16 protein-coding genes are annotated in these 19,459 nt (G+C 45.8%); 5 read left to right on the forward strand and 11 right to left on the reverse strand.

Annotated features, from left to right (window positions below; genetic code table 11):
- Positions 1-137: 137 nt before the first annotated feature.
- On the forward strand, positions 138-695 hold the full coding sequence (locus VL525_RS17425) for an AraC family transcriptional regulator (RefSeq protein WP_325388314.1): 558 nt from the start codon (positions 138-140) through the stop codon (positions 693-695).
- An 11-nt stretch (positions 696-706) separates the two neighbouring features.
- Here the strand turns inward: VL525_RS17425 and VL525_RS17430 are convergent, their stop codons facing one another.
- Positions 707-3,160 carry an AsmA-like C-terminal region-containing protein gene (locus VL525_RS17430; RefSeq protein WP_325388315.1) on the reverse strand — a complete coding sequence of 818 codons (2,454 nt, stop codon included), beginning with the start codon at positions 3,158-3,160 and terminating at the stop codon, positions 707-709.
- Positions 3,161-3,360: 200 nt separating this feature from the next.
- Between VL525_RS17430 and VL525_RS17435 the strand changes: the two genes are divergently transcribed.
- Both VL525_RS17435 and VL525_RS17440 read left to right on the forward strand, forming a co-directional pair.
- Positions 3,361-4,464: a zinc-dependent alcohol dehydrogenase family protein gene (locus VL525_RS17435; protein WP_325388316.1), complete on the forward strand. Its 1,104-nt coding sequence runs from the start codon at positions 3,361-3,363 to the stop codon at positions 4,462-4,464.
- 104 nt (positions 4,465-4,568) lie between these two features.
- The gene (locus VL525_RS17440) at positions 4,569-5,342 is read left to right on the forward strand and encodes a polysaccharide deacetylase family protein (protein WP_325388317.1); all 774 of its coding nucleotides are present in this window, start codon (positions 4,569-4,571) and stop codon (positions 5,340-5,342) included.
- A 108-nt stretch (positions 5,343-5,450) separates the two neighbouring features.
- On the opposite strand, the gene VL525_RS17445 is transcribed toward VL525_RS17440, so the two are convergent.
- The 3 genes from VL525_RS17445 to VL525_RS17455 all read right to left on the reverse strand — a co-directional run bounded on the left by VL525_RS17445 (position 5,451) and on the right by VL525_RS17455 (position 6,416).
- On the reverse strand, positions 5,451-5,639 hold the full coding sequence (locus VL525_RS17445) for a hypothetical protein (RefSeq protein WP_325388318.1): 189 nt from the start codon (positions 5,637-5,639) through the stop codon (positions 5,451-5,453).
- 176 nt (positions 5,640-5,815) lie between these two features.
- Entirely contained in the window at positions 5,816-6,274 is a 459-nt protein-coding gene (locus VL525_RS17450) for a DUF2238 domain-containing protein (RefSeq protein ID WP_325388428.1), read from the reverse strand.
- Entirely contained in the window at positions 6,177-6,416 is a 240-nt protein-coding gene (locus VL525_RS17455) for a hypothetical protein (protein WP_325388434.1), read from the reverse strand. The genes VL525_RS17450 and VL525_RS17455 overlap by 98 nt, the downstream gene beginning before the upstream one ends.
- Before the next feature lie 130 nt (positions 6,417-6,546).
- Here VL525_RS17455 and VL525_RS17460 point away from each other — a divergent pair, with 130 nt between their 5' ends.
- Positions 6,547-6,921, forward strand: coding sequence for a LiaF domain-containing protein (locus tag VL525_RS17460; protein ID WP_325388319.1), 375 nt, complete (start codon positions 6,547-6,549; stop codon positions 6,919-6,921).
- Between the two features lie 8 nt (positions 6,922-6,929).
- Here VL525_RS17460 and VL525_RS17465 read toward each other — a convergent pair whose 3' ends face one another.
- The 7 genes from VL525_RS17465 to VL525_RS17495 form a co-directional block, all read right to left on the reverse strand.
- Entirely contained in the window at positions 6,930-7,901 is a 972-nt protein-coding gene (locus tag VL525_RS17465; RefSeq protein ID WP_325388320.1) for a zinc-binding alcohol dehydrogenase family protein, read from the reverse strand.
- Between the two features lie 70 nt (positions 7,902-7,971).
- Positions 7,972-8,556 (reverse strand): Crp/Fnr family transcriptional regulator, encoded by a 585-nt coding sequence (locus tag VL525_RS17470; protein WP_325388321.1) that lies wholly within the window; start codon positions 8,554-8,556, stop codon positions 7,972-7,974.
- Between the two features lie 73 nt (positions 8,557-8,629).
- Complete coding sequence (locus VL525_RS17475; RefSeq protein ID WP_325388322.1) at positions 8,630-10,054, reverse strand: glucoamylase family protein; 1,425 nt, start codon at positions 10,052-10,054, stop codon at positions 8,630-8,632.
- A gap of 60 nt (positions 10,055-10,114) precedes the next feature.
- The gene (locus tag VL525_RS17480; protein ID WP_325388323.1) at positions 10,115-11,290 is read right to left on the reverse strand and encodes a glycoside hydrolase family 130 protein; all 1,176 of its coding nucleotides are present in this window, start codon (positions 11,288-11,290) and stop codon (positions 10,115-10,117) included.
- A 275-nt stretch (positions 11,291-11,565) separates the two neighbouring features.
- A complete protein-coding gene (locus tag VL525_RS17485) occupies positions 11,566-12,891 on the reverse strand; it encodes a vanadium-dependent haloperoxidase (protein WP_325388324.1) in 1,326 nt (441 codons plus the stop codon).
- A 17-nt stretch (positions 12,892-12,908) separates the two neighbouring features.
- Positions 12,909-14,942, reverse strand: coding sequence for a glycoside hydrolase family 65 protein (locus tag VL525_RS17490; protein ID WP_325388325.1), 2,034 nt, complete (start codon positions 14,940-14,942; stop codon positions 12,909-12,911).
- 2 nt (positions 14,943-14,944) lie between these two features.
- Complete coding sequence (locus VL525_RS17495; protein ID WP_325388326.1) at positions 14,945-18,271, reverse strand: VCBS repeat-containing protein; 3,327 nt, start codon at positions 18,269-18,271, stop codon at positions 14,945-14,947.
- A gap of 240 nt (positions 18,272-18,511) precedes the next feature.
- On the opposite strand from VL525_RS17495, the gene VL525_RS17500 reads away from it, so the two are divergent.
- Positions 18,512-19,459: a hypothetical protein gene (locus VL525_RS17500; RefSeq protein WP_325388327.1), complete on the forward strand. Its 948-nt coding sequence runs from the start codon at positions 18,512-18,514 to the stop codon at positions 19,457-19,459.

The raw sequence follows: 19,459 nt of genomic DNA on the forward strand, positions 1-19,459 counted from the left end.
AATTGAGCAAACAGCCGCTCCGCTCCCGGGGCGGCTATTTTATTAAGTTGCCCCACGAGACCTGTTCCTTCAAATTAAATTGAACCGGCAATAAAAAAGCCGTATTTTCCGGTTATCTTCATTCACATTATCAGCTATTGAAGTATTATATTAAAAATATGGTTTGCCTGCGCTGCATTAAAGCGGTAGAAGGAATCCTGAAAAAACTGGATGCCAGCATAGCGGACATTCGCCTTGGCGAAGTGTTGCTAACCCAACCGCTTTCTCCCGGCGCAACCGAACAATTCCGGTATCAACTGTCGCAAGCTGGTTTTGAATTACTGGACGACAGCCGCAGCCAACTGATCGTGAAGATAAAATCTATTATTGTTGATCATATCCATTACCTGGACGATGAAAAATTCTCCTTCTCTAAAGTGCTGCCACGCGAGCTTAATAAGGAGTACTCACAATTGAGCAAACTATTTTCGGAAACTGAAGGCGTCACCATCGAACATTATGTGATTCAGCAGAAAATAGAAAAAGCTAAGGAGCTGCTTGCCTACAAGCAAATGAACCTGAACGAGATCTCCTATAAATTAGGCTACAGCAGTGTTGCTCATTTATCTGCGCAATTCAAAAAAGTTACCGGGCTAACACCGTCGCAATTCAAAACACAAGGCATCCACCTGCGCAAATCACTCGACCACATTTAGCTGGCTGTAGCTCATTTTCCCTCTTCTTTTTTCCGGTCCTTATTCCACCCTATCTTGATCTTCCCGGTCGAGTCGGACGTTGCGCGGATGTGCAGCACAATGCCCTTGTACCTTTTCTTTTCCAGCTTGGCCTGGTTGGTAATGGTGGTGTCGTTCTTGGGGTTGCGCAATGGCACGTCCAGCGCCAGGTCGGTGCCGCCGTTAAGGCCGTACACTCCAGCCACATCCATATTCAGTACGCTCGAACTGAATTTTAAAGGATAAACCGTTATTTTATCGCCGTGCACATCAAACCGCCCGTTCAGTTCGCGTACCTGGATATTTTTAAGGTCGCGGCGCGGAAAAGCAAATTTAGCCAGGCTGCCTATAGGGTTAAAATCCACCAGGGCACCGTCCTGCAGGTTCAGATCGAGCGTGCCGTTGATAGATTTAGGCATCAATTTACCCTGGTCGGACATGGAAGCCGTTATCTGTGTTTTAGCTGATAAATAGCCTTTCAGGTTGTCAGCGGTAAAATCCTTAAGACCAAAGTTATCGAAAGCGCCAAAAAACTCCCGGATATTTACATGGCTTATTACCGTGTTCAGGTCGAGCTGGTTTGATTTCCGTCCTTTGGCCACCGCTCCGTTCAGTTTCAAAAACCCATCCGCATGTTTCAGCCCGGCGTTCTGAATAACAACCTTATCTTCCGACGTCAGCACTTCAGCATGCACATCCGTCGCTACAAATTTTTTGTAATAAATCTTATCAACTTTTAAATGCATATCCACACGCGACTTTTGCAATACGGTATTTAACTGATCAACCACATTGCCGCTATTGCCATCATCTGTTGCCTGTCCCTGCCCGCCACCATCCTGCACGTTACCACTAATAACGCCCATAAATTCGCCCAGGTAAAGCTGGGGGCTGTTTATATCGCAGTTTATTACTATTTTTTGCGGAGCGCTGTAATACAGGTTCATAAAATTATTAACCCTTCCCTCCATGCTCACCACGCTTTTACCGCTTTGCAAGCGAATGTTGCGCAGCAAAAGATCGTTGTTTTTGATAAGCAGCGAAATGGAACTATTCTCAAAGCTGATGTTTTCGGGCAAATATTTAAAATCGGCGTTCCTTAAGATGATGCTGCCGGCCACAGTTGGTTTGTTGAGCCGGTAATTCACTATATCACCTTTGTAGTGCAAGTGCATAATGGCCCTGCCGCGCGTAAATCTTGCTACGCTTCGCCCCATGATCTCGTTTGCATAAGCCAGCGGGAAATCGGCATTAAAATCACCGGCCGCCACGGGCGTGGTCAGGTTGATGATGTCGCCTTCAGCCATCCAAAACGGCATGTGTCGGTAAGTGCCCTTGAATTCCACCAGCCTGATGACGGAGTTATCATCGCTAAATCCCTTCCCCTTTTCGTATTCATTGCTGAACACCCCGCCAAAGCTGCAATTTTCTATAGTTCCGCCGGGTGTTATTACCGTATTGTCTTTCACCGTGGCCGTAACGTACAACGACGGGTCGCCGCCACCGGCAAAGCTGCCCGAAATAATTCCCCTAACAGCAATTGGCTTTGTGATATTAAACTGATCGAGTTTTTTTTGAATGTTGGCCGAAAGGAGTGCCGATATACGCCTCCACATAGCCTTGTCGTTCTCCAGGTGGATGGTAAAGCTCGAAGGCTTGTTCAGTGTTTGAAAGACGGCGCTTACTACAAACGAATCGTCGGCAATATCCAGCGAGGGCGATCTTACCCACAGTCTGCCCGTCTCGCTGTTGTAACCGGCTGCCAGGTCGCCTTCTAATACTTTATTTTTTATAAAGCTACCGTTCTTCGTATTAAATGCCATGCTTTTTGCCGTCACATCCATGTGAAAAGCGGCATTCCATCCCGTATCGGGGTTGCTCATCGTACCGTTCAGCCGGTTGGCGATAAAGTCAAACCGCTTTTTCTTCTGCAGGTCCTCTACTATAAAATTCACATTGGTTAACGAAAACCTCCCCAACTGTGAATCGTAATTATTAGTTGATGATGCTTCCTTCTTTTTGGGCTGCCCGCTCCTGAAAACAGAACGATTACTGTAACCGGTGCTATCCGTAAACAAATCGACAGCGGCATTGCTGATGTCAATATGATTAATATCAAGACTGCCTGTTAGCAATGGCCATGCTTTTACGGATATCGAAAAGTCTTTGGCGTCGAGCAGGGTGCGGTGATGTTCGGCAAAACGCTTATCGCGGATCAGAACATTTTTAAGGCCGAGCGAGATATTAGGGAAATGCTGAAAAAAATTAGGCTTCATATCACCTATGATGATCGTGCCGTCGAATTTGGTATTCAGTTCGTCGTTTACCAGTTTTAAAACCTTACTCTTATTATGTGTAATGTACCACAGGCTGCCAAAAAAAAGCAGGGCAATAACCACAACTAACGCTGCAATTACCTTCAAAACTATTTTTAATACGCGTGGCATAAAGCTTATTACAAAGTACGATTTATTGTCTTTTGTTTTAATCACGCCGGTCTCAAAGTCGTTACAAAGTCTAAGCCGGCCTGCCATCTTGCCTGAAACATAGCGAGGATCACGGCCAATAATGACCCGGATCACTTAATCCCACCCGCGACAGCCTCATCTTTGTACTATCATCAGTTATTAACATTAAACATACCATTATGGAGACGTTAGTATATCAGCCAAAAGAAAAATCGCCTGAAGTAACCTTCGACGGAACGATGCACGCATTGGTTTACCACGGGCCGGGAAAGAAAGCGTGGGAAGAAAAACCATTGCCTGTGATAAAAAAACCTACGGATGCAATAGTAAAGATCCTTAAAACAACTATTTGCGGTACCGACCTGCATATTATGAAAGGCGATGTGCCCGAAGTTACCGACGGCAGGATCATCGGCCATGAAGGTGTGGGCATTGTAGAAGAAACCGGCAGCGCAGTAGGTAATTTTAAAAAGGGCGACCATGTGCTTATTTCATGTATTACTTCGTGCGGCAAGTGTGAGTATTGCAAAAAAGGCATGTATTCGCATTGTGAAGATGGCGGCTGGATACTGGGCCACCTGATAGATGGTACACAGGCCGAATATGTAAGGATACCACATGCCGATAATAGTTTATACCCCATCCCCGCAGGCGCCGATGAGGAAGCGCTGGTAATGCTGAGCGATATTTTACCGACAGGTTTCGAATGCGGCGTATTGAATGGCGAGGTTAAACCAGGCGATACAGTAGCCATTGTGGGCTCAGGGCCGATAGGTTTAGCTGCCTTGCTTACCGCACAATTTTATTCTCCGGGCGAAATTATTATGATAGACCCGGATGATAACAGGCTGAACGTAGCCAAAACCTTTGGCGCCACGCAGCTGATAAACAACAGCACCGAAAATGTATTGGAGCGTATCAAACAGCTTACCGGAGGCAAAGGTGTTGATACGGCAATTGAGGCGGTGGGCATACCGGTAACGTTTGAGCTATGTACCGAAATTATCGCGCCGGGCGGTCATGTTGCCAATATCGGGGTTCATGGCAAAAGCGCGACGCTGCATCTCGAATCGCTTTGGGCAAAAAATATCACCATCACCACACGGCTGGTGGATACCGTGACCACGCCGATGCTGTTAAAAACCGTAAAATCGAACAAATTACAACCCAGCAAGCTCATCACGCATCATTTCCGGCTCGACCAGGTGATGGATGCTTACGAAACCTTCGGCAACGCCGCCAAAGAAAAGGCGCTGAAGGTGATACTGACCAACGAAAATTGATTTTGTTTTGAGGTAAAGAACAGATCATGGAAGGCCCTCCCGGAGAAATTCCGGGGGGCTTTTTGCGTTATGATTCTTATATTTAACCACCAATTACCATCTTCATGAAAAAACTTATCCTGCTATTTTTGCTGCTGAATCTGGCAGCCCGGGCCCAGCAAAAAATCACATGGCCAAAACATGCGAAAGCCTGCATTGTGCTTACCTACGATGATGCCATAGCATCCCAATTGGACATCGCTATCCCGCAGTTGGATTCGGCGGGACTAAAGGGTACTTTCTTTCTTACCGGCGAGATCAACAGTATTACTATCCCACGCTGGCACAAAGCAAGTAAAGAAGGGCATGAACTGGCTAACCACACCCTGTTCCACCCTTGCCTCAGCGGTGAGGACAACCCTGTGGCATCAAATCATTATACGGCGCACCAGATCATTCATGAAATGGAAATAATGAACCATTTGCTTTACGCGGTCGACGGTAAAAGCAGTTATACGTATGCTTATCCCTGTACCGAAACAAGCGTAGGCGGCAAAGATTATGTTGATTCTATCCGGAAATATGGCACCGTCCGGTATGCCCGCATCGGAGGCGACACCAATGCCATTATAACCGATTTCAAAAGCCTCGACCCGCTGAAAGTCCCTTCTTATGGTTTGGAGCAGGGAACGCCCGGCGAAAAACTGATCGAATTTGTAAAAAAAGTAGAGCAGAGCGGGGGCATGGGCATTTTTATGTTCCATGGCATAGGCGGAGACTATATCACAACATCTGCAGAGGCACATCGTGAATTACTGAACTATCTCAAAGAAAATAAAAAGGACATTTGGGTAACCACTTTTAAGGAAGCAATGGATTACGCAGAGAAAAACAAGTAACAGCCTCGCCTGGATCTTCTCCAAAGTAGAGAACTTTGATCTGCAGATACGATATTTTCTTTTTTTAAGCCCTTCTTCTTTGGAGAAGGGTTGGGATGAGGCAGCCCCCTATTCGCCCGACCGTTCCCTGATCTCGCGTTCGAGAGTAACAAATTTTTTGCGCAGATCGGCAATGGTAGCAATTTTGGTAAGCTGGTTGGCTATACCATCATCATAGTTATAGTTATTCAGTAACAGTTTTCGAATCTTCAATTGAATTTCACTTGCTTCCTTTTGCAATTCGGCCAGTGTCTTCATCCTGTTTTCAAACATTCCGGGGGTAGTCTATATTACTGAACAGCAAATTCGGTAACATTCCGATAATATTCAGCAATGAGTTATCCACAGTTCGTCTTTTGAGCGGCGATAACCGCCTGCTTTTTACCCAAATACAGATTCATGCTGATAAAATACCCTGTGGAAAACAACTTTGGTCAGCCCTGGATTTTTATTATTTGCCGGTCCTGGACCTTTGATAATAATAACACCATGCACGTAGCGCCAATAATGGCAAACATCATATCCGACTGTGTATCCCATATATCGCCCTGCGTCCCCAGGAACGAATCGCCCGCCGAACCTGAGGTAACTGATACCAGCCATTCCAGCAATTCGTACAATACGCTGATAGTGGCGCAAACGCAAATAGCAAGGAAAGCGATCCATCCTTTTCTTTGGATGATCTGCCGGCGGACAAATATCTCCCTTATGATCATGGCCGGCACAAAGCCCTGGAAAAAGTGGCCCACTTTGTCGTAGTTATTCCGCGTTTGATGGAGCACGTCACGTATCCAATCAAATGCCGGTACCATGGCATAAGTATAATGCCCGCCGATAAAGTACATAGCAATGCAGCAGGATAAACACGTAAGTAAGGTAAGTGAACCTGAAATATTTAAACGTAACCACCAGCACCAGGAAACCCAGTATCGCCGGGAAAACTTCAAGTACCCAGGTAAAATAGTCGTGTGGCTGTATTGCTGAAATGACGAGTCCGGCAAAAAAAAGGATAACCAGGGTTAGGTATTTATTCATATCACAAGATAGTAAAAACTTTCACCGACCCAATCCCGCCGTTCACCGGGAATTTTTATTTCTTTACAAAGTAGGGCTTCCTGGCGTAACACTGGGACTGTAGTTTTGGATCATGTTAAAACGCAAAGCCATGAATTACGAGTCTACAGTGATACCCAATGAGGAAGATATGGTGTTCCTGAATTCAGTTTTCAGCAACATCGAAAAAACTATCCTGTCAAAAGATTTCAAGGGCGGGCACATTACCAATGTATTTGGCAATACCGAACTGGACTTTACCAATGCCGACATTACCGGCCATGCGGTGCTCGACCTTTCATTGGCTTTCGGCGCCATTAGTATTACTGTTCCCTGCGACTGGCGGGTAGAAACCGATCTTAGCCAGGTGCTGGCTTCGGTTGACGATTACCGCAACAATATTTACAAAACCCGCAATTCCGACAAGTTGTTAATGATCAAAGGCAGCTCGGTTTGCTCCAATGTCGAGATACAGCACAATTGCTGAATTTATCTTCAAATCATTACTACAAGACGTTGCCCGCTCGGTACATCAAGGCTCCAGAGTTTGGCAATATCTACCAGTTCAACTTCAATCGTTTCAACTTTAAGTTTTCTTTCGGCCGCTAACTGAAACATTTCGGGAAGTATTTCTGTGAATAGCAGTCCAACTTGTTGCTTTGACCAGGCACCGAGACCTGATCCCGTTAATGTGATATTCACACTTCTCATAGTTGCTGCCGACAATTGGACCAAGTCCCCGGCTATGCTGCCAACCGATACATACCTTATCCTGTTTGTATATGAGCCGTCACCCTTCAAACACTCAAAAATTATTTCCGCAGTATGCCCCCAAAGGTAATCGATAACAATATCAATTGGAGTTTGATCATGAATGGCCTTAAGCTGCGCTTTTAATTGATCATCATGCTGCGCAACCGAAATAATTTCGTCAGCCCCGAGCGTAGTCAGGCTTATAAGCGATTGCTGATTCCGACCAGTAACAATAACTTTCTTAGCGCCGTAATGTTTGGCGATCTGCACCGCAACACGACCGGTAAAACCCGTAGCGCCATTGACCAGCACCACATCGCCGGGCTGAATGCCTGCTTTGAACCGTAATCCCATTGCCGCGCCGATAACCGCATTAGGCAATGCCGCTGCAATGGAATCTTCAAGTTCATCGGGCAATTTTACTATCCTGCTTTTATTAATGATCGCTTTTTCAGCCATCATTCCGCTAACGGCCATACCATATACTCGCGTTCCATCTTCAAGCAGGCAAACGCCATCACCGCCCGGTACTTGCCCGTTCGCAGCAGACACATTGCTTGAATAATGTTCTCCGTTAGCGCGTCCCTTGTCAAAGTGCTTAATGGCTACTGCCTTTACGGTCACTAAAATCTCGTCATTATTTCGGGTCGACGGCTCGGGATACTCAACATATTGGGGTAATCCCCCTTTTCCAAATATTACAGCTGCTTTCATTTCTTTTCCTTTGATGAAAGCAAAAGTAGACCATAGTATGATGCGTAGACGATAACATATGTTATCAAGTTCAGAAATGTGATTTGCCTTTAGCCAGTTTGCTTTTAATACGGCTTAAGTGTACTGTACTTACTCCCAGGTACGATGCAATATAGTGCTGAGGCACACGCCGGACGATATGGGGCCTTTCGCTCAGCAATTTTTGATAGCGTTCTTCAGGCGTATCACGAATAAAAGAGACAAATTCATTGATATAGTGGGTCTGCCGTTTGGCGGATATTTGCAGTATCATCTGCACAAAATCCTGTTCATCGCTCAATTCATCCAATAACCGGGTAACGTATTGCTTAGGCAATAACCAAACAACAGAAGGCTCTATCGTTTCTATCGTGAACTGGCTTGGCGAATCGTTAACAAAGCTCTCGAAAGAAGTGAGGCCTTCATTTTCAAAAAAGAATTGCACTGTCTTATCATCCCCATTATTGTTAAAAAACAGTCTTACGCAGCCTTTTTCAATAAAAATATAGTTTTGTGACACTTTGCCCTCTTCAAGCAACAATGTTTTTGTTTTTACCTCAAGCTTCTGCTGAAATTCCAGATATTTATCCAGAAATGGGTTTAGTCGGGAAAATTGATCTCTGAAATGAAAAAGCATAGCTTGGGCGATAGTTATGCTAAGATAAGTTCGTTAATGAAAAAAGTCAGATATTTTAATTATAAATCCAGTCTTAATTATACCTACTCTCAAACCCCAGGTCCTTTAACCCCTTCTTTATTTCCGGGCAGTTCATAAACAGTTTCCATATCAGTCCCGTGCGGTAGTTTTCTATCATCACTACGATCGGCCCCTGGTCTATGGCCAGGTGGGTTTTGGCGTACCAGTTATGCGTTTCGCTGAAACCGTCGGCAAAGCCGTACGGACCCCATATTTTGCCGCCCAGGTCATAGTAAAAATGCTTAAGCGCCTGCATGGAGTATTCGGGCGTGTAGGGGAACGATGATAACGCCGCCGTCGGCTGAATTACCCCGCGATCATCCTCGGGGCAGTGTGCCACGTAGCCTTTCCAACTGTCGCCCGCTGTAAGGCCCCAGCAGTTGGCGCCATAACCCTTAAATTTCTTAGGGTTTTCGATACAGTAAGCCCGGTTGATAAGGGTATGGTTTTTAACTTGTTCGGCATAATTTATGCCATGGTCGTCCTTCAAACCGTTCGGGTCGATACCCATATAGGTATATTGCTCAAAAAACAGCGGCCCTCCCTTCTCATAATTACCAAGCGGAAGTTTTATCCCGTAATACGATTTTCCATTCTTCCAGCCGCCGCTTTTAACCCAGGAGTTTTCATATAATTCTTTTGATATCGGGTGCGTTTCGGAAGAGGCAGCGACGATATAAGTGATCAATGCCTCGTCGTACCCAAATACCGGGAAGTTCATATCAAAATCGTTCCGTGGGCTCCAATGCCAGTAAAGTGCCTTGTTGTCGCCTTTGCTGTGCCAGTTCCAGTCGGCATCGCGCCACATTTCTGCTACGCGGTTGCGAAAGTATTTTTCAAGCGGAACATCTTTATTGAAATATTCCCTTGCAGTAAGCAGCCCCATAAACAGGTAGGATGTTTCCACAATATCGGCGCCGTCGTCCAACCGACCGAAAGGTATGGTCTTGCCTGTTACCCCGTTCATAAAGTGCGGATAAATACCGTGATAGCAATCTGCCTTCGCTAAAAAATCGACGATCTTCACCAAACGTTTCAAAGCGGTATCGCGGCCTATCCAGCCACGGTTCACTGCAACTACGGTGGCCATTATGCCAAAACCGCTGCCGCCTATGGCGCAGGCTTCGGGGCCGAATGTTCCCTTACTGAAATTTGGCACATCGTCAGCCTCATTGATATAGTCCCAGTAATATTGCGCGCGCACAGTATTGTCGCGCTCCCGTGCCAGGCCGCTGACCGGGTGACCGAAATCCCAGAAATACCGGAATGTTTGCCGCTGAACGATATCCAGTAAAACAGAATCGGGAATATTTTTGACAATTCCCACAGGCGCAATGGTCGCCTTGGAAGGTTGCAGTTTTTCCTTAACAGGATGTTGTGCGAAAGACGGCAAGCCGGATAAAACGCCGAGCAGCAGAAGGGACAAAAAGCGAAACATAGTATAGCGGGTTTACCCGGCTAAGGTATAATAATCGGCCCGTTAATTCAAAGGAACCAATTAATGTACCGCATTTGTTGCTTTCGCTACCGCGATCTTGGAGTCAGCTGTGCCATAATAGATATACCAGGCACCGTTAAATTGAGTCAGCCCCTCTAAAAAACAAACCTGCCCAACCTGGCCGGTTATCTCATAAGGTTTCTCCGGCTTTATAAAATAATGGCTCATGCGGTGCAGTATTTTGGAAGGGTCATTTTTGTCGAACAAAACCTGGCCCGCTGAATACGTTCCGGCAGGCAATGATCTGTCGCCACCCGTGGTTAAGTTCTTGCTGTTATAGATCAGTAAAATACCTTTTTCAGTTATCATGGCGGGCGGCCCCGACTCAACCAGGTCGCTGTCAAATTTTCCGCTGCGGGTTGGCAATATAACTTTCAGATCGGGTACCGTAAGCGCAGCATCGCGTAAAGGCACCAGCGGGTGTTCGCCCTTTTTCATTTCAATGGGCGTCCAATTGATAAGGTCGGTTGAAGTTGCGCCGAATATTTGCGTATCGCCCCAATACATCCAGTATTTCCCGTTTATCCTGGTGGCTATGGCCTGTCCATTAACATATTTTGAAACAATCGAACCCGATTTGGCCCACTTGTTAAGGTATTTACCATGATATGCTTTGCTAAATACGTTCCCATATTTTTTCCAATGCAAAAGATCTTTCGATGTGGCTATAAAAAGCCGGGCCAGCTTTCCATCGTACGCAGTATAGGTCATATAATAAACACCCTTATCGTCCCTTACTATCCTGGGGTCTTCGCAGCCGCCTTCCCACTCCTGTGGCTTTTGGGCATCGTTATCCGGGTAAAAAACAGGTTCAGGCGACCGCTTAAAATGAACCGCATCCGTGCTAACAGCCAAACCGATACGCGATGTACCGGCTTTATCCTGTGCGCGGTAAAGCATATAAACTTTCCCGTTGCGGGTAACAATCGCGGGGTTAAAAACATCCTTTTCTTCCCACGCTACTTTGGCTTTCCGTATCGGGTCGATAAAAGTACCTGTACCAGGACCGAGAATAGGATTTGCTTTATCCAGTTTTACAAAAGGAATCAACGCCCACGAACCGGCGGTATCTTTTTGGGTAACAGGGTTAGCAACAGCCCTGCGATGTGATGGTTTTGCTGTATAGGTATTGATCGACAATACAACCAGGCAAAGGAATAATAACGGTTTGAGCATTGGGTGATCCTTAAAAAGCAAAGGTAGCCAATCGCTGGCTACCTTATAACTAAACCAATTTTACATACACACAATCTGTTGAGTAACTGAGTGTAATATAAAATTACGACTAATATTATTCGGTGTACGCCATTAGTGACCGGTACAAAATTTTTATAATAAAAATATAAATAAAATTAACAAAAATACAAGTTAACTATCTGTAAATTAAATGATTATAAATACTTAAAAATCTAAAAATATAGAGACATTTTAATTATTGGTCAAATTTCGGCCTATTTCTTCATCACCAGTTTGGTTGCTACCGAATCACCCACTATTCTTCCAAACTTATTTGATATAACACAGGAGTTATGAAAGTGTATTCCGCCGTAAAATCTTGACCATGCTGTTTCGTTTGCAGCGTCCCTGAACGACTTAAACGAGCGGTTCTTGATACCGAATTGGAGCTCCGAAGTATCGGTGTAAGCCACATTATCTCCTAAAACGCTGGTCAGCGCCTCGGCTGCCGAGGCAGATATGGTGCAATGGCCGCAGGTATATTCCGGGAACGGCGGCGTTTGCAGGTGAGGGCGCCAGTTTGCATCAAAATATTTATCGATGATAGTTTCGGGTCTAACGGTCTTATACACATATTTCGCTGCCCACGATTCGATAAACCCATCAAACAAAGCAATGGAAGTTTTTGCATAGGCACATACAGTTGTGTTGAAATCGGCATGTACCTTTTGCGCGCCAATTCCCACGATGCTTAGCCAATGCCCCGGAGGCGAAAACTTTTTGGTAATAAACATCACATGGCCAGATACGTTCATCTTTTGAGGATTATCATCCCAAAAATCAGCGTTATGTATCTGGTCTTTGGTCAGGCTGTCGCCGGTATTTTTGATATACATTACCTCTTTATAATAAAAACTGTTTTTATCGGTGATGTTGAATACTGGGGGCGGTGGCACTTTATATTGTTTGGCGTTGCTCATTACCATTGTTCTTATTTCGCCCCAGTGCGGCTCAACTGCTTCAAAATATCCCGGCGGGGTAGGTACCCAGCGCCAGGCCGAGTCGTTAATAGCGAATTTGGACATCGTCCGGGTTTGTGAATAATTATCGCCTTTGCTCCAGGTCAAAATTGATGTGGCAACATCTTTGGCAAAATTCTCGGAGTTGGTCATCATATCCGAAGGCATTCCATGGTCGACCGCGATCTTATGCAGGCTGTCGGTATAAAACTTCAGGCTCCCTTCAGGGAAAGTTACGGCCTCGCCCACCCTGCAAAATGCCAGCAGTGATGCGTATTCATAATCTATTGCCTCATCTTTACCAGGTTTTGCCACTTCTTTAAAACCATTCAACTGCCCTACCAGTGATTTGTAGTGTTCGGGATCTCCTGCTGCAATAACCTCATAACCCGCTACGCAGGCATAGGCATAGTTGCGCGAAGCAACGGGTGGTGAAAAATTGTTACCCATAACTACATCGTTCAATGCAAAAACAGTGCGGCTGTATAGCGTTGGGTCGTGCAGTATTTTTTGATAATCAGCTTTCTTACACGATGTAAAAAGCAAACCGGCTGCGGCAAAAATTAACAAATAGCGTTTCATTTTATTTATTCTTTGGATCATTTAACAATATAGGTCTTTTTATCAGGGCCAACCCCGGTTATGGTAAGCGATTTCCATTTAGCCGGGAGCTTGCTTTTGATTTGGACAATACCCTTGTCCGTTATATCCAGCCCGCCGAATCCCATCAGCATGCTTTGGATAATACCGCCAGCGCCTGTTGCGAAGTATGGGTTTGTTCCGCCCTTGGTTTCGGCTATCACCCTAAAGGGTGGGTTCAGGTTGGGTTCATAAGCGTCTTTGAAAAAGTGGTAGGCTTTGTCGCCATCACCCAGCCGCGCATAAAGCAGGGCAAAAACTGCCTGGGTCATTGCCGGCGTACCTTCGTTAGGTACGCGGGTTTCATAATATTCAAGGTCCTTCTTTATTTGTGCAGGTTCGGTTATGGTTTTTAAAGGATAAGCCAGCAGGTTTACATCGGCCTGTTTGATACCCTCGCCATTGTAGGCGGCAAATTCTTTAGTTACCCCATCAGGAAATTTAAGTATGGGGATATTATCCGCAACCACCTGCCAACCAGGATCGGCTTTCAGGCCAAGTACTTTGGCAGCTTCGGTGGCAAATTGCAGATTCGCTTTAGCGGCAGCGTTGGTGAAGGCATTGTTGTCAACATTTTCGGCCCATTCGTCAGCGGCTACTACGTCTTTAATATCATAATGGCCCGGTCCGTTGCGTTCAACGCGGCTCGCCCAAAAGTCGGCTGTGGCAGATAGTATCGGCCAGCCTTTTTCCTGCAGCCATTGCTTATCCTGGGTTACACAATAATATTTCCACGCCGCTAAAGCTACATCGGCAGTAATATGATGTTCGAAAGGCCCGCTCAACGCCCAAACCGGGGTTTCCTCTACCCCGCTGTCAGCGCTTTCCCAAGGGAACATGGCGCCCTTGTAGCCATGTGCAAAGGCGTTTTGCTTTGCCATCGCCAGCCGCTGAAAACGGTATTCCACCATCGACTTAGCAATATCAGGATGTAATACCAATACGGCCGGGAACATCCAAAGGTCGGCGTCCCAAAAAACATGGCCATTGTAACCCAATCCCGATAATCCCATCGGCGAAGGCGAATAAGCAGTCCCTGCGCGCGAGAATGAATACAAATGATACAGCATGCTATGCACATCCTGCTGCGCCTGCCGGTCGCCGTCAATTTTGATGTCGCTTTTCCAAAGCTCGTCCCAGGCCTGTTTATGGTATTGTATCAACCTGTCGCGGCCCTCCAGCTTGGCAAACATGGTCAGTCGCTCTGCCTGGTTCAGCGGGTCTGCATCGTGCGCCGAAGTAATAGACGAGCCCGCAACCGCATACTGGTAAGTTTGCCCGGCAGCAATCGCCTTGCTGAATTTCATCAGGTGCATGTTGTTATCCCACATTTCGTGGATCACCCTTGGTTCCTGTCCATGCTGCTCGTTAAACAAAAAAGTATTGGACGCACATAATTGTAATTTGCCTGTCGGGCTTTTCGCCGTCGAGGTAAGCAAACTTATGGTCACATGCGGCCGGTCTATCTCGTTATAATAATTCTGAACGTCCTTTAGAGCATCTGGTGCCTCCATCACGCTGGCCGCTGTTATTTTTATAGGTTTTTTGGCGATCACCGAGATATCCATCAAAACCGTGAACGGCAAATTGCGCAGCGAATAGTAAGTGTATTTAACGGTGGCCTCATCGCCAAAATCAAAACTGGTTGTAAATGCAGCGTGCTGCATGTCCAGTTCCTGCCTGAAATTGCTGATGTTTTTTGCGTCGATGCGCTTGCCATCGATCTCGAGATAGCTGTTGAGCAGGTTAAAACTATTCAGGAAATTGCTTACCCGCCCGCGCCCGTACAGATCATAAGCGCCGGCCAATACCACGTTTTTTACCTTAAACGGCTCTGGTGACGATACAATACCTATCATGCCATTAGCCACGGTGATACCATAATAATTTGCCGGGTCAATTTTATCTGCTTTTATTATCCATTCATCCTGGGCATTTGCCATTGTGCTGAAGAAAAGGCAGACGCCACATAACCCTAAATACAATTTATTCATCTTTAATTATTTATCTGTCGGAAAAATTTAAGCGGTTTATTATTAAATGCGACGACATACACCATTCCGTTTGCCGTTTTTAAAGGTTTAATATCGCGCACCTCGCCGCGCAGCAGAAAGCCGGACGAAACAGGCGACAACGCCGTCAAATTTTTATTATTATCCAAAAGCATCGCATCGCCATAGTCGGCATCATACCTGCCTTCGTAAGGCACTACGCCACTAAAGTTACCGCCGGCAAGCAGCCCTTTTTTATTGCCGGTTAACGTTGCGAAGCCGAAAAGCGGCGAACACTGCGCCGAAGCAGGGAATGCTTTGAATGCAAAATTACCATTCCCTTTGTTGTAAAACACTCCTGACTCAAATGAATTGACTATCAACGGTTTGACCTCTTTCAGCGAGTCGCCAAAGACCTGCCCGACAGTTTTTCCGGCAAAGTCATGATAGTACAGGAATTTCTTCTTGATCATTGGCACCTGTTTTTCAATATCTCCCTTGCCCAGGAAAGTATAATCCTGTTGCCCGATACTGTAAGTCATCAAGGGGTCGATAGTACCGTTCTTATCAATATCCGCCAGGTACAGTTTAACCGGGTCGGCGCTAGTCGGTTTCAGTTTAGAGTTCAGCCCATAATTACCTGCAATAATGTCAATCTTACCGTCGCCGTCCACATCTGCAAGCTGAACACGTTGCCACCAGCCTGATAAATTATCCATTCCTGAATTATGTTGCAGAACAAAATGCCCGTTTTTATTCATAAAAACCTTTACCGGCATCCATTCACCCGCTACCACCAGGTCGGGCCAGCCGTCGTTGTCCAGGTCGGCAAAAGCCGCCGAACGTATCATACCCGCCTGCTGCAATTCATCCGGTATTTTGACTGCCTTGAAATGGCCAGTTTTATCGTTCATCAACAGGTACGAGCCAGGCATCTTTCCGAAACCGAAACCGGCGGTGGCACCTGCCACAAATATATCAGGGTACCCGTCGTGATCGACATCGGCAACAGCAACCGCAGCCTTGTTAAAAGGCATAATCGGGATATTATCCGATCGTTTGAAATGGCCCTTACCGTCGTTCAGGTACAGGCGGTCGGCAAGCACAGGTGCGCCATCGCGCAGTTCACTACCACCGCTTGCCACATACAGGTCGGGGCTGCCATCTTTATTTACATCAACAAAAACAGCGTCAACATCTTCACTGGCTGCATCCTTTACAAGGTCGGGCTGCGCTGATTGGGCAAAGCCGCCGCCCGGTTTTTGAATTAATAATACCCCCGGCTGATCCTTCCCGCCGCAAACATAAAAATCATCAAGGCCATCATGGTTAACGTCAGTAACGGCAACGCGCGGTCCCTCTCTCGATAGCATGTGAGGTATTAGCGGCTGCTGGTTGAAATCGACAAAATCATCCTCGCGGTGCGACCAATTGACATGCATCTCGGTAGTGACATCTTTAAATGCCGGGGCGGGCGGCGGGAAAAACTTACTATAGTTGAATTGCCCACCGGCATTTTTTTCTTCGATCTTAAGCAACTGGCCGGCCTTTACATTTTTGACAACCTGGTACGACTGGTTTGGCCAGACGATGAGCAGGCTGTCGATATTTTTATTACTGCCCAGCCCGAAGTGCAGTTTTGGTTCAACCGACGACTGGAAACCACGGGTCAGCATCAACTGCTCATATTGCATCTGCTTTCCACAAAAAACGTAGGCCTTTACTCCAATGCCGAAAACGTTATCCGGGTTACCGGCGAATTTTAACTCGAGGTAGCGACTATTTGTCGCGACATTTTTATAGATACAGGCTGCATGGTTCAGGTTATTGGTTACCAGGTCCTGATGACCGTCGTTGTTCAGATCGGCGTAAACTGCCCCGTTGGAAAGCATCGCATCCTTAATGCCCCAAGCTGCACTTTCATCAATGAACTTTTCGCTTTTTGTCCCCCTAAAAATATAACTATGTGATTCGCCCTCAGGCATTTTTGATACTGCTGTGTTATCTAATCCATGCCCGCTCATCAGCATACCCTGTACCGATACGCTGGATATGAAACTAATATAGTCCATATCTGTGGGGCGGCGTTTTATACCGTTCGCCACAAAAAGATCCTTGATACCGTCGTTATCAAAATCGGCCAATAAAGGGCTCCAACTCCAATCGGTAGCGTACACGCCGTCCACCAACCCAACCTCACAAAAGGCCTCGCCGTTACCCAGGTTTTTCTGCAGGCAATTGCGCGAGTACTGGTACTGGAAGCCGCCGCTGGTGATCTTGTATTTATATTGATCGTACGACTCATCGCCCATATAGCTTTTCAGCACTTTCTCATCACCGGGCAGCATGTCGGCCGTTACAATGTCCAACTGGCCATCGTTGTTAAAGTCGGCCATATCATCCCCCATGCTAAAGCGGCTGTAATGATTAAAATGTTTAGCTCCTGATTCGGTGAAGGTACCGTCATGATTATTGATGTAGTAATAATCGTTTTCGTGAAAATCGTTGCCTACATAAATATCTTCCCACCCATCATTATTCACATCTCCTACTGCTACGCCAAGCCCATAACCCAGCGCGCTGCTGTAAATACCCGATCTTTCCGTTACATCTTTAAAATGCCCCTTATCGTTCAGGTACAATTTACTGCCCGCCAGGTTGTTTACCTTACGGCGCAGTGAGGTGTCCCCGTAGGTATCTACCGAGTGGTTCGATTGGTTCAGCAGGTAACAGTCCAGCTTTCCGTCGTGGTTATAATCAAAAAAAACAGCCTGTGTCGAGTAGCCCGAAAAGTCGAGCCCATACTCCGCAGACCGCTCGGTAAAGGTGCCATCATGATTGTTGATATAGAGCATGTTATGCCCTTTAAATTGCAATTTACCGGCTACAGCACAAACATAAATATCAAGGTAACCATCGTTATTCACGTCGGCCATCGTAACGCCGGTGCACCAATCGGCATCTCCTGCAACACCCGCTTTAGCGGTGGCATCCTCAAATTGGTAATTCCCTTTGTTAAGGTATAATTTGTTGCCGCCTTTTTTGTTCGATGTAAAAAACAGGTCGGGCAAGCCGTCGTTGTTAACATCGCCCACGGCGACACCGCCGCCATTATAAAAGTAAAGGTAGTTGAGTATACCGGGATAGTCCTCGTCGGTCAGTTTATTATTAAAGGTGACACCTGTTTTTGTAGAATCGAGCAGCTCGAATAATGCCGGGATGCTATCTTTTTTTTGGCCGCATGAAAACAGGCCGGCGGACATTACAGATAGCAACAGGCAAATCAGGAAATCGTGCTTTCCCCTCCGGATGTTATTAAACCCAGTTATCATTAATATCCTTTTCAAGGCGCGATCACCAGAATAAAATCAAGGAAACGCGGTGAGCGTAAAAGATTATTTTTATATGTGGCAACAGGTATCATCAGGGTAAAATTTTAGGACTTATTTGGTGCCTAAAAATATTGATTAATGCCGAGGAAACCAATTTTCTGAACTTAAAAACAGCGATTTTATAACTCCGACCGGACTTTTTTGTTTATTTTCGATGCCTGCTATCATTAATAAACCCTGATGAAGAAAAAAGTTGTTTTACTGGTATTACTTGCTATTGTTTTAATTGCCTGCTTTATCCCTATCACCGAAGAAAAGACCATTGCGGTCAACGCTTCATTTTTCAATGTTTATCATGTGCTGGCCACTCCCGCAAGGTGGAAAGAATGGCGTTCCGACCTCAGAAAAATACCAAATGCCGATACTGCGAAGATCTCCATTTTTAAAGACACCGGCTCATTCGAAATAAAGTTCACAAACCTATTGTTGAAAGTAAAATCGTCGGACGGTTTATTCAGTGTTGATGACTATTCAAATAATAAAAATGTAACATACAGTTACTACGCCGTACCCGCGAAAGACCCTAAGACAACTATTGTAACGGTTGATAAAAAGATACCCGCGGTGAGTTACCTATTTCAGCATTTTGATGAATCGAGCTTTACCGATACACATGTTAACGACCTGAAAACCTTTATGGAAACCGACAGCCTGAAATATGGCTGTACCATTACCAAAACCCGGGTACCCGAGGCAAACCTTGTTGTTATCAACCAGACCGTGCGGAAAAAAGACAAGTTTGCAGAAGCAGAAAATATGTTCTCCGAACTACAGACATTTGTAAAAAAGCATGGCCTTAAGCAAACTCAACCGGTTATCGCTCAATATTTCGACAAACCGAAAACCGACTCAACCCAGTTGAAAGTTGGGTTATTTATCGACAAAGAGACGGTTTCCGAAAAGAATATTGTTTTTACACGAATGCCTAAGGGCGGGCCACTTTACGTTGCAAAATTCAGCGGGCGGTTTAAGGATCGCATGAAAGTATATACAGGCCTGCAGCAATATTTTACCGATCACCTTTATCAGCAAGCTATTTTGCCGTTTGAATTTTACAGGGATAACAAACTCCCCGTTTCGGAAACCAGCAAGGTGAATATCCAGGTAAATTTCTCGGCTTTCTTTTAA

It is taken from the genome of Mucilaginibacter sp. (assembly GCF_035492695.1).
Taxonomy (GTDB): domain Bacteria; phylum Bacteroidota; class Bacteroidia; order Sphingobacteriales; family Sphingobacteriaceae; genus Mucilaginibacter.

What these genes read in the sequence shown, in the direction of transcription:
- VL525_RS17460 (WP_325388319.1), top strand. Translation starts at nt 6,547, where the DNA reads ATGAATTACGAGTCTACAGTGATACCCAATGAGGAAGATATGGTGTTC.
- VL525_RS17455 (WP_325388434.1), bottom strand. Translation starts at nt 6,416, where the DNA reads ATGAATAAATACCTAACCCTGGTTATCCTTTTTTTTGCCGGACTCGTC.
- VL525_RS17435 (WP_325388316.1), top strand. Translation starts at nt 3,361, where the DNA reads ATGGAGACGTTAGTATATCAGCCAAAAGAAAAATCGCCTGAAGTAACC.
- VL525_RS17500 (WP_325388327.1), top strand. Translation starts at nt 18,512, where the DNA reads ATGAAGAAAAAAGTTGTTTTACTGGTATTACTTGCTATTGTTTTAATT.
- VL525_RS17490 (WP_325388325.1), bottom strand. Translation starts at nt 14,942, where the DNA reads ATGAATAAATTGTATTTAGGGTTATGTGGCGTCTGCCTTTTCTTCAGC.
- VL525_RS17495 (WP_325388326.1), bottom strand. Translation starts at nt 18,271, where the DNA reads ATGATAACTGGGTTTAATAACATCCGGAGGGGAAAGCACGATTTCCTG.
- VL525_RS17445 (WP_325388318.1), bottom strand. Translation starts at nt 5,639, where the DNA reads ATGAAGACACTGGCCGAATTGCAAAAGGAAGCAAGTGAAATTCAATTG.
- VL525_RS17485 (WP_325388324.1), bottom strand. Translation starts at nt 12,891, where the DNA reads ATGAAACGCTATTTGTTAATTTTTGCCGCAGCCGGTTTGCTTTTTACA.
- VL525_RS17440 (WP_325388317.1), top strand. Translation starts at nt 4,569, where the DNA reads ATGAAAAAACTTATCCTGCTATTTTTGCTGCTGAATCTGGCAGCCCGG.
- VL525_RS17475 (WP_325388322.1), bottom strand. Translation starts at nt 10,054, where the DNA reads ATGTTTCGCTTTTTGTCCCTTCTGCTGCTCGGCGTTTTATCCGGCTTG.
- VL525_RS17430 (WP_325388315.1), bottom strand. Translation starts at nt 3,160, where the DNA reads ATGCCACGCGTATTAAAAATAGTTTTGAAGGTAATTGCAGCGTTAGTT.
- VL525_RS17470 (WP_325388321.1), bottom strand. Translation starts at nt 8,556, where the DNA reads ATGCTTTTTCATTTCAGAGATCAATTTTCCCGACTAAACCCATTTCTG.
- VL525_RS17480 (WP_325388323.1), bottom strand. Translation starts at nt 11,290, where the DNA reads ATGCTCAAACCGTTATTATTCCTTTGCCTGGTTGTATTGTCGATCAAT.
- VL525_RS17465 (WP_325388320.1), bottom strand. Translation starts at nt 7,901, where the DNA reads ATGAAAGCAGCTGTAATATTTGGAAAAGGGGGATTACCCCAATATGTT.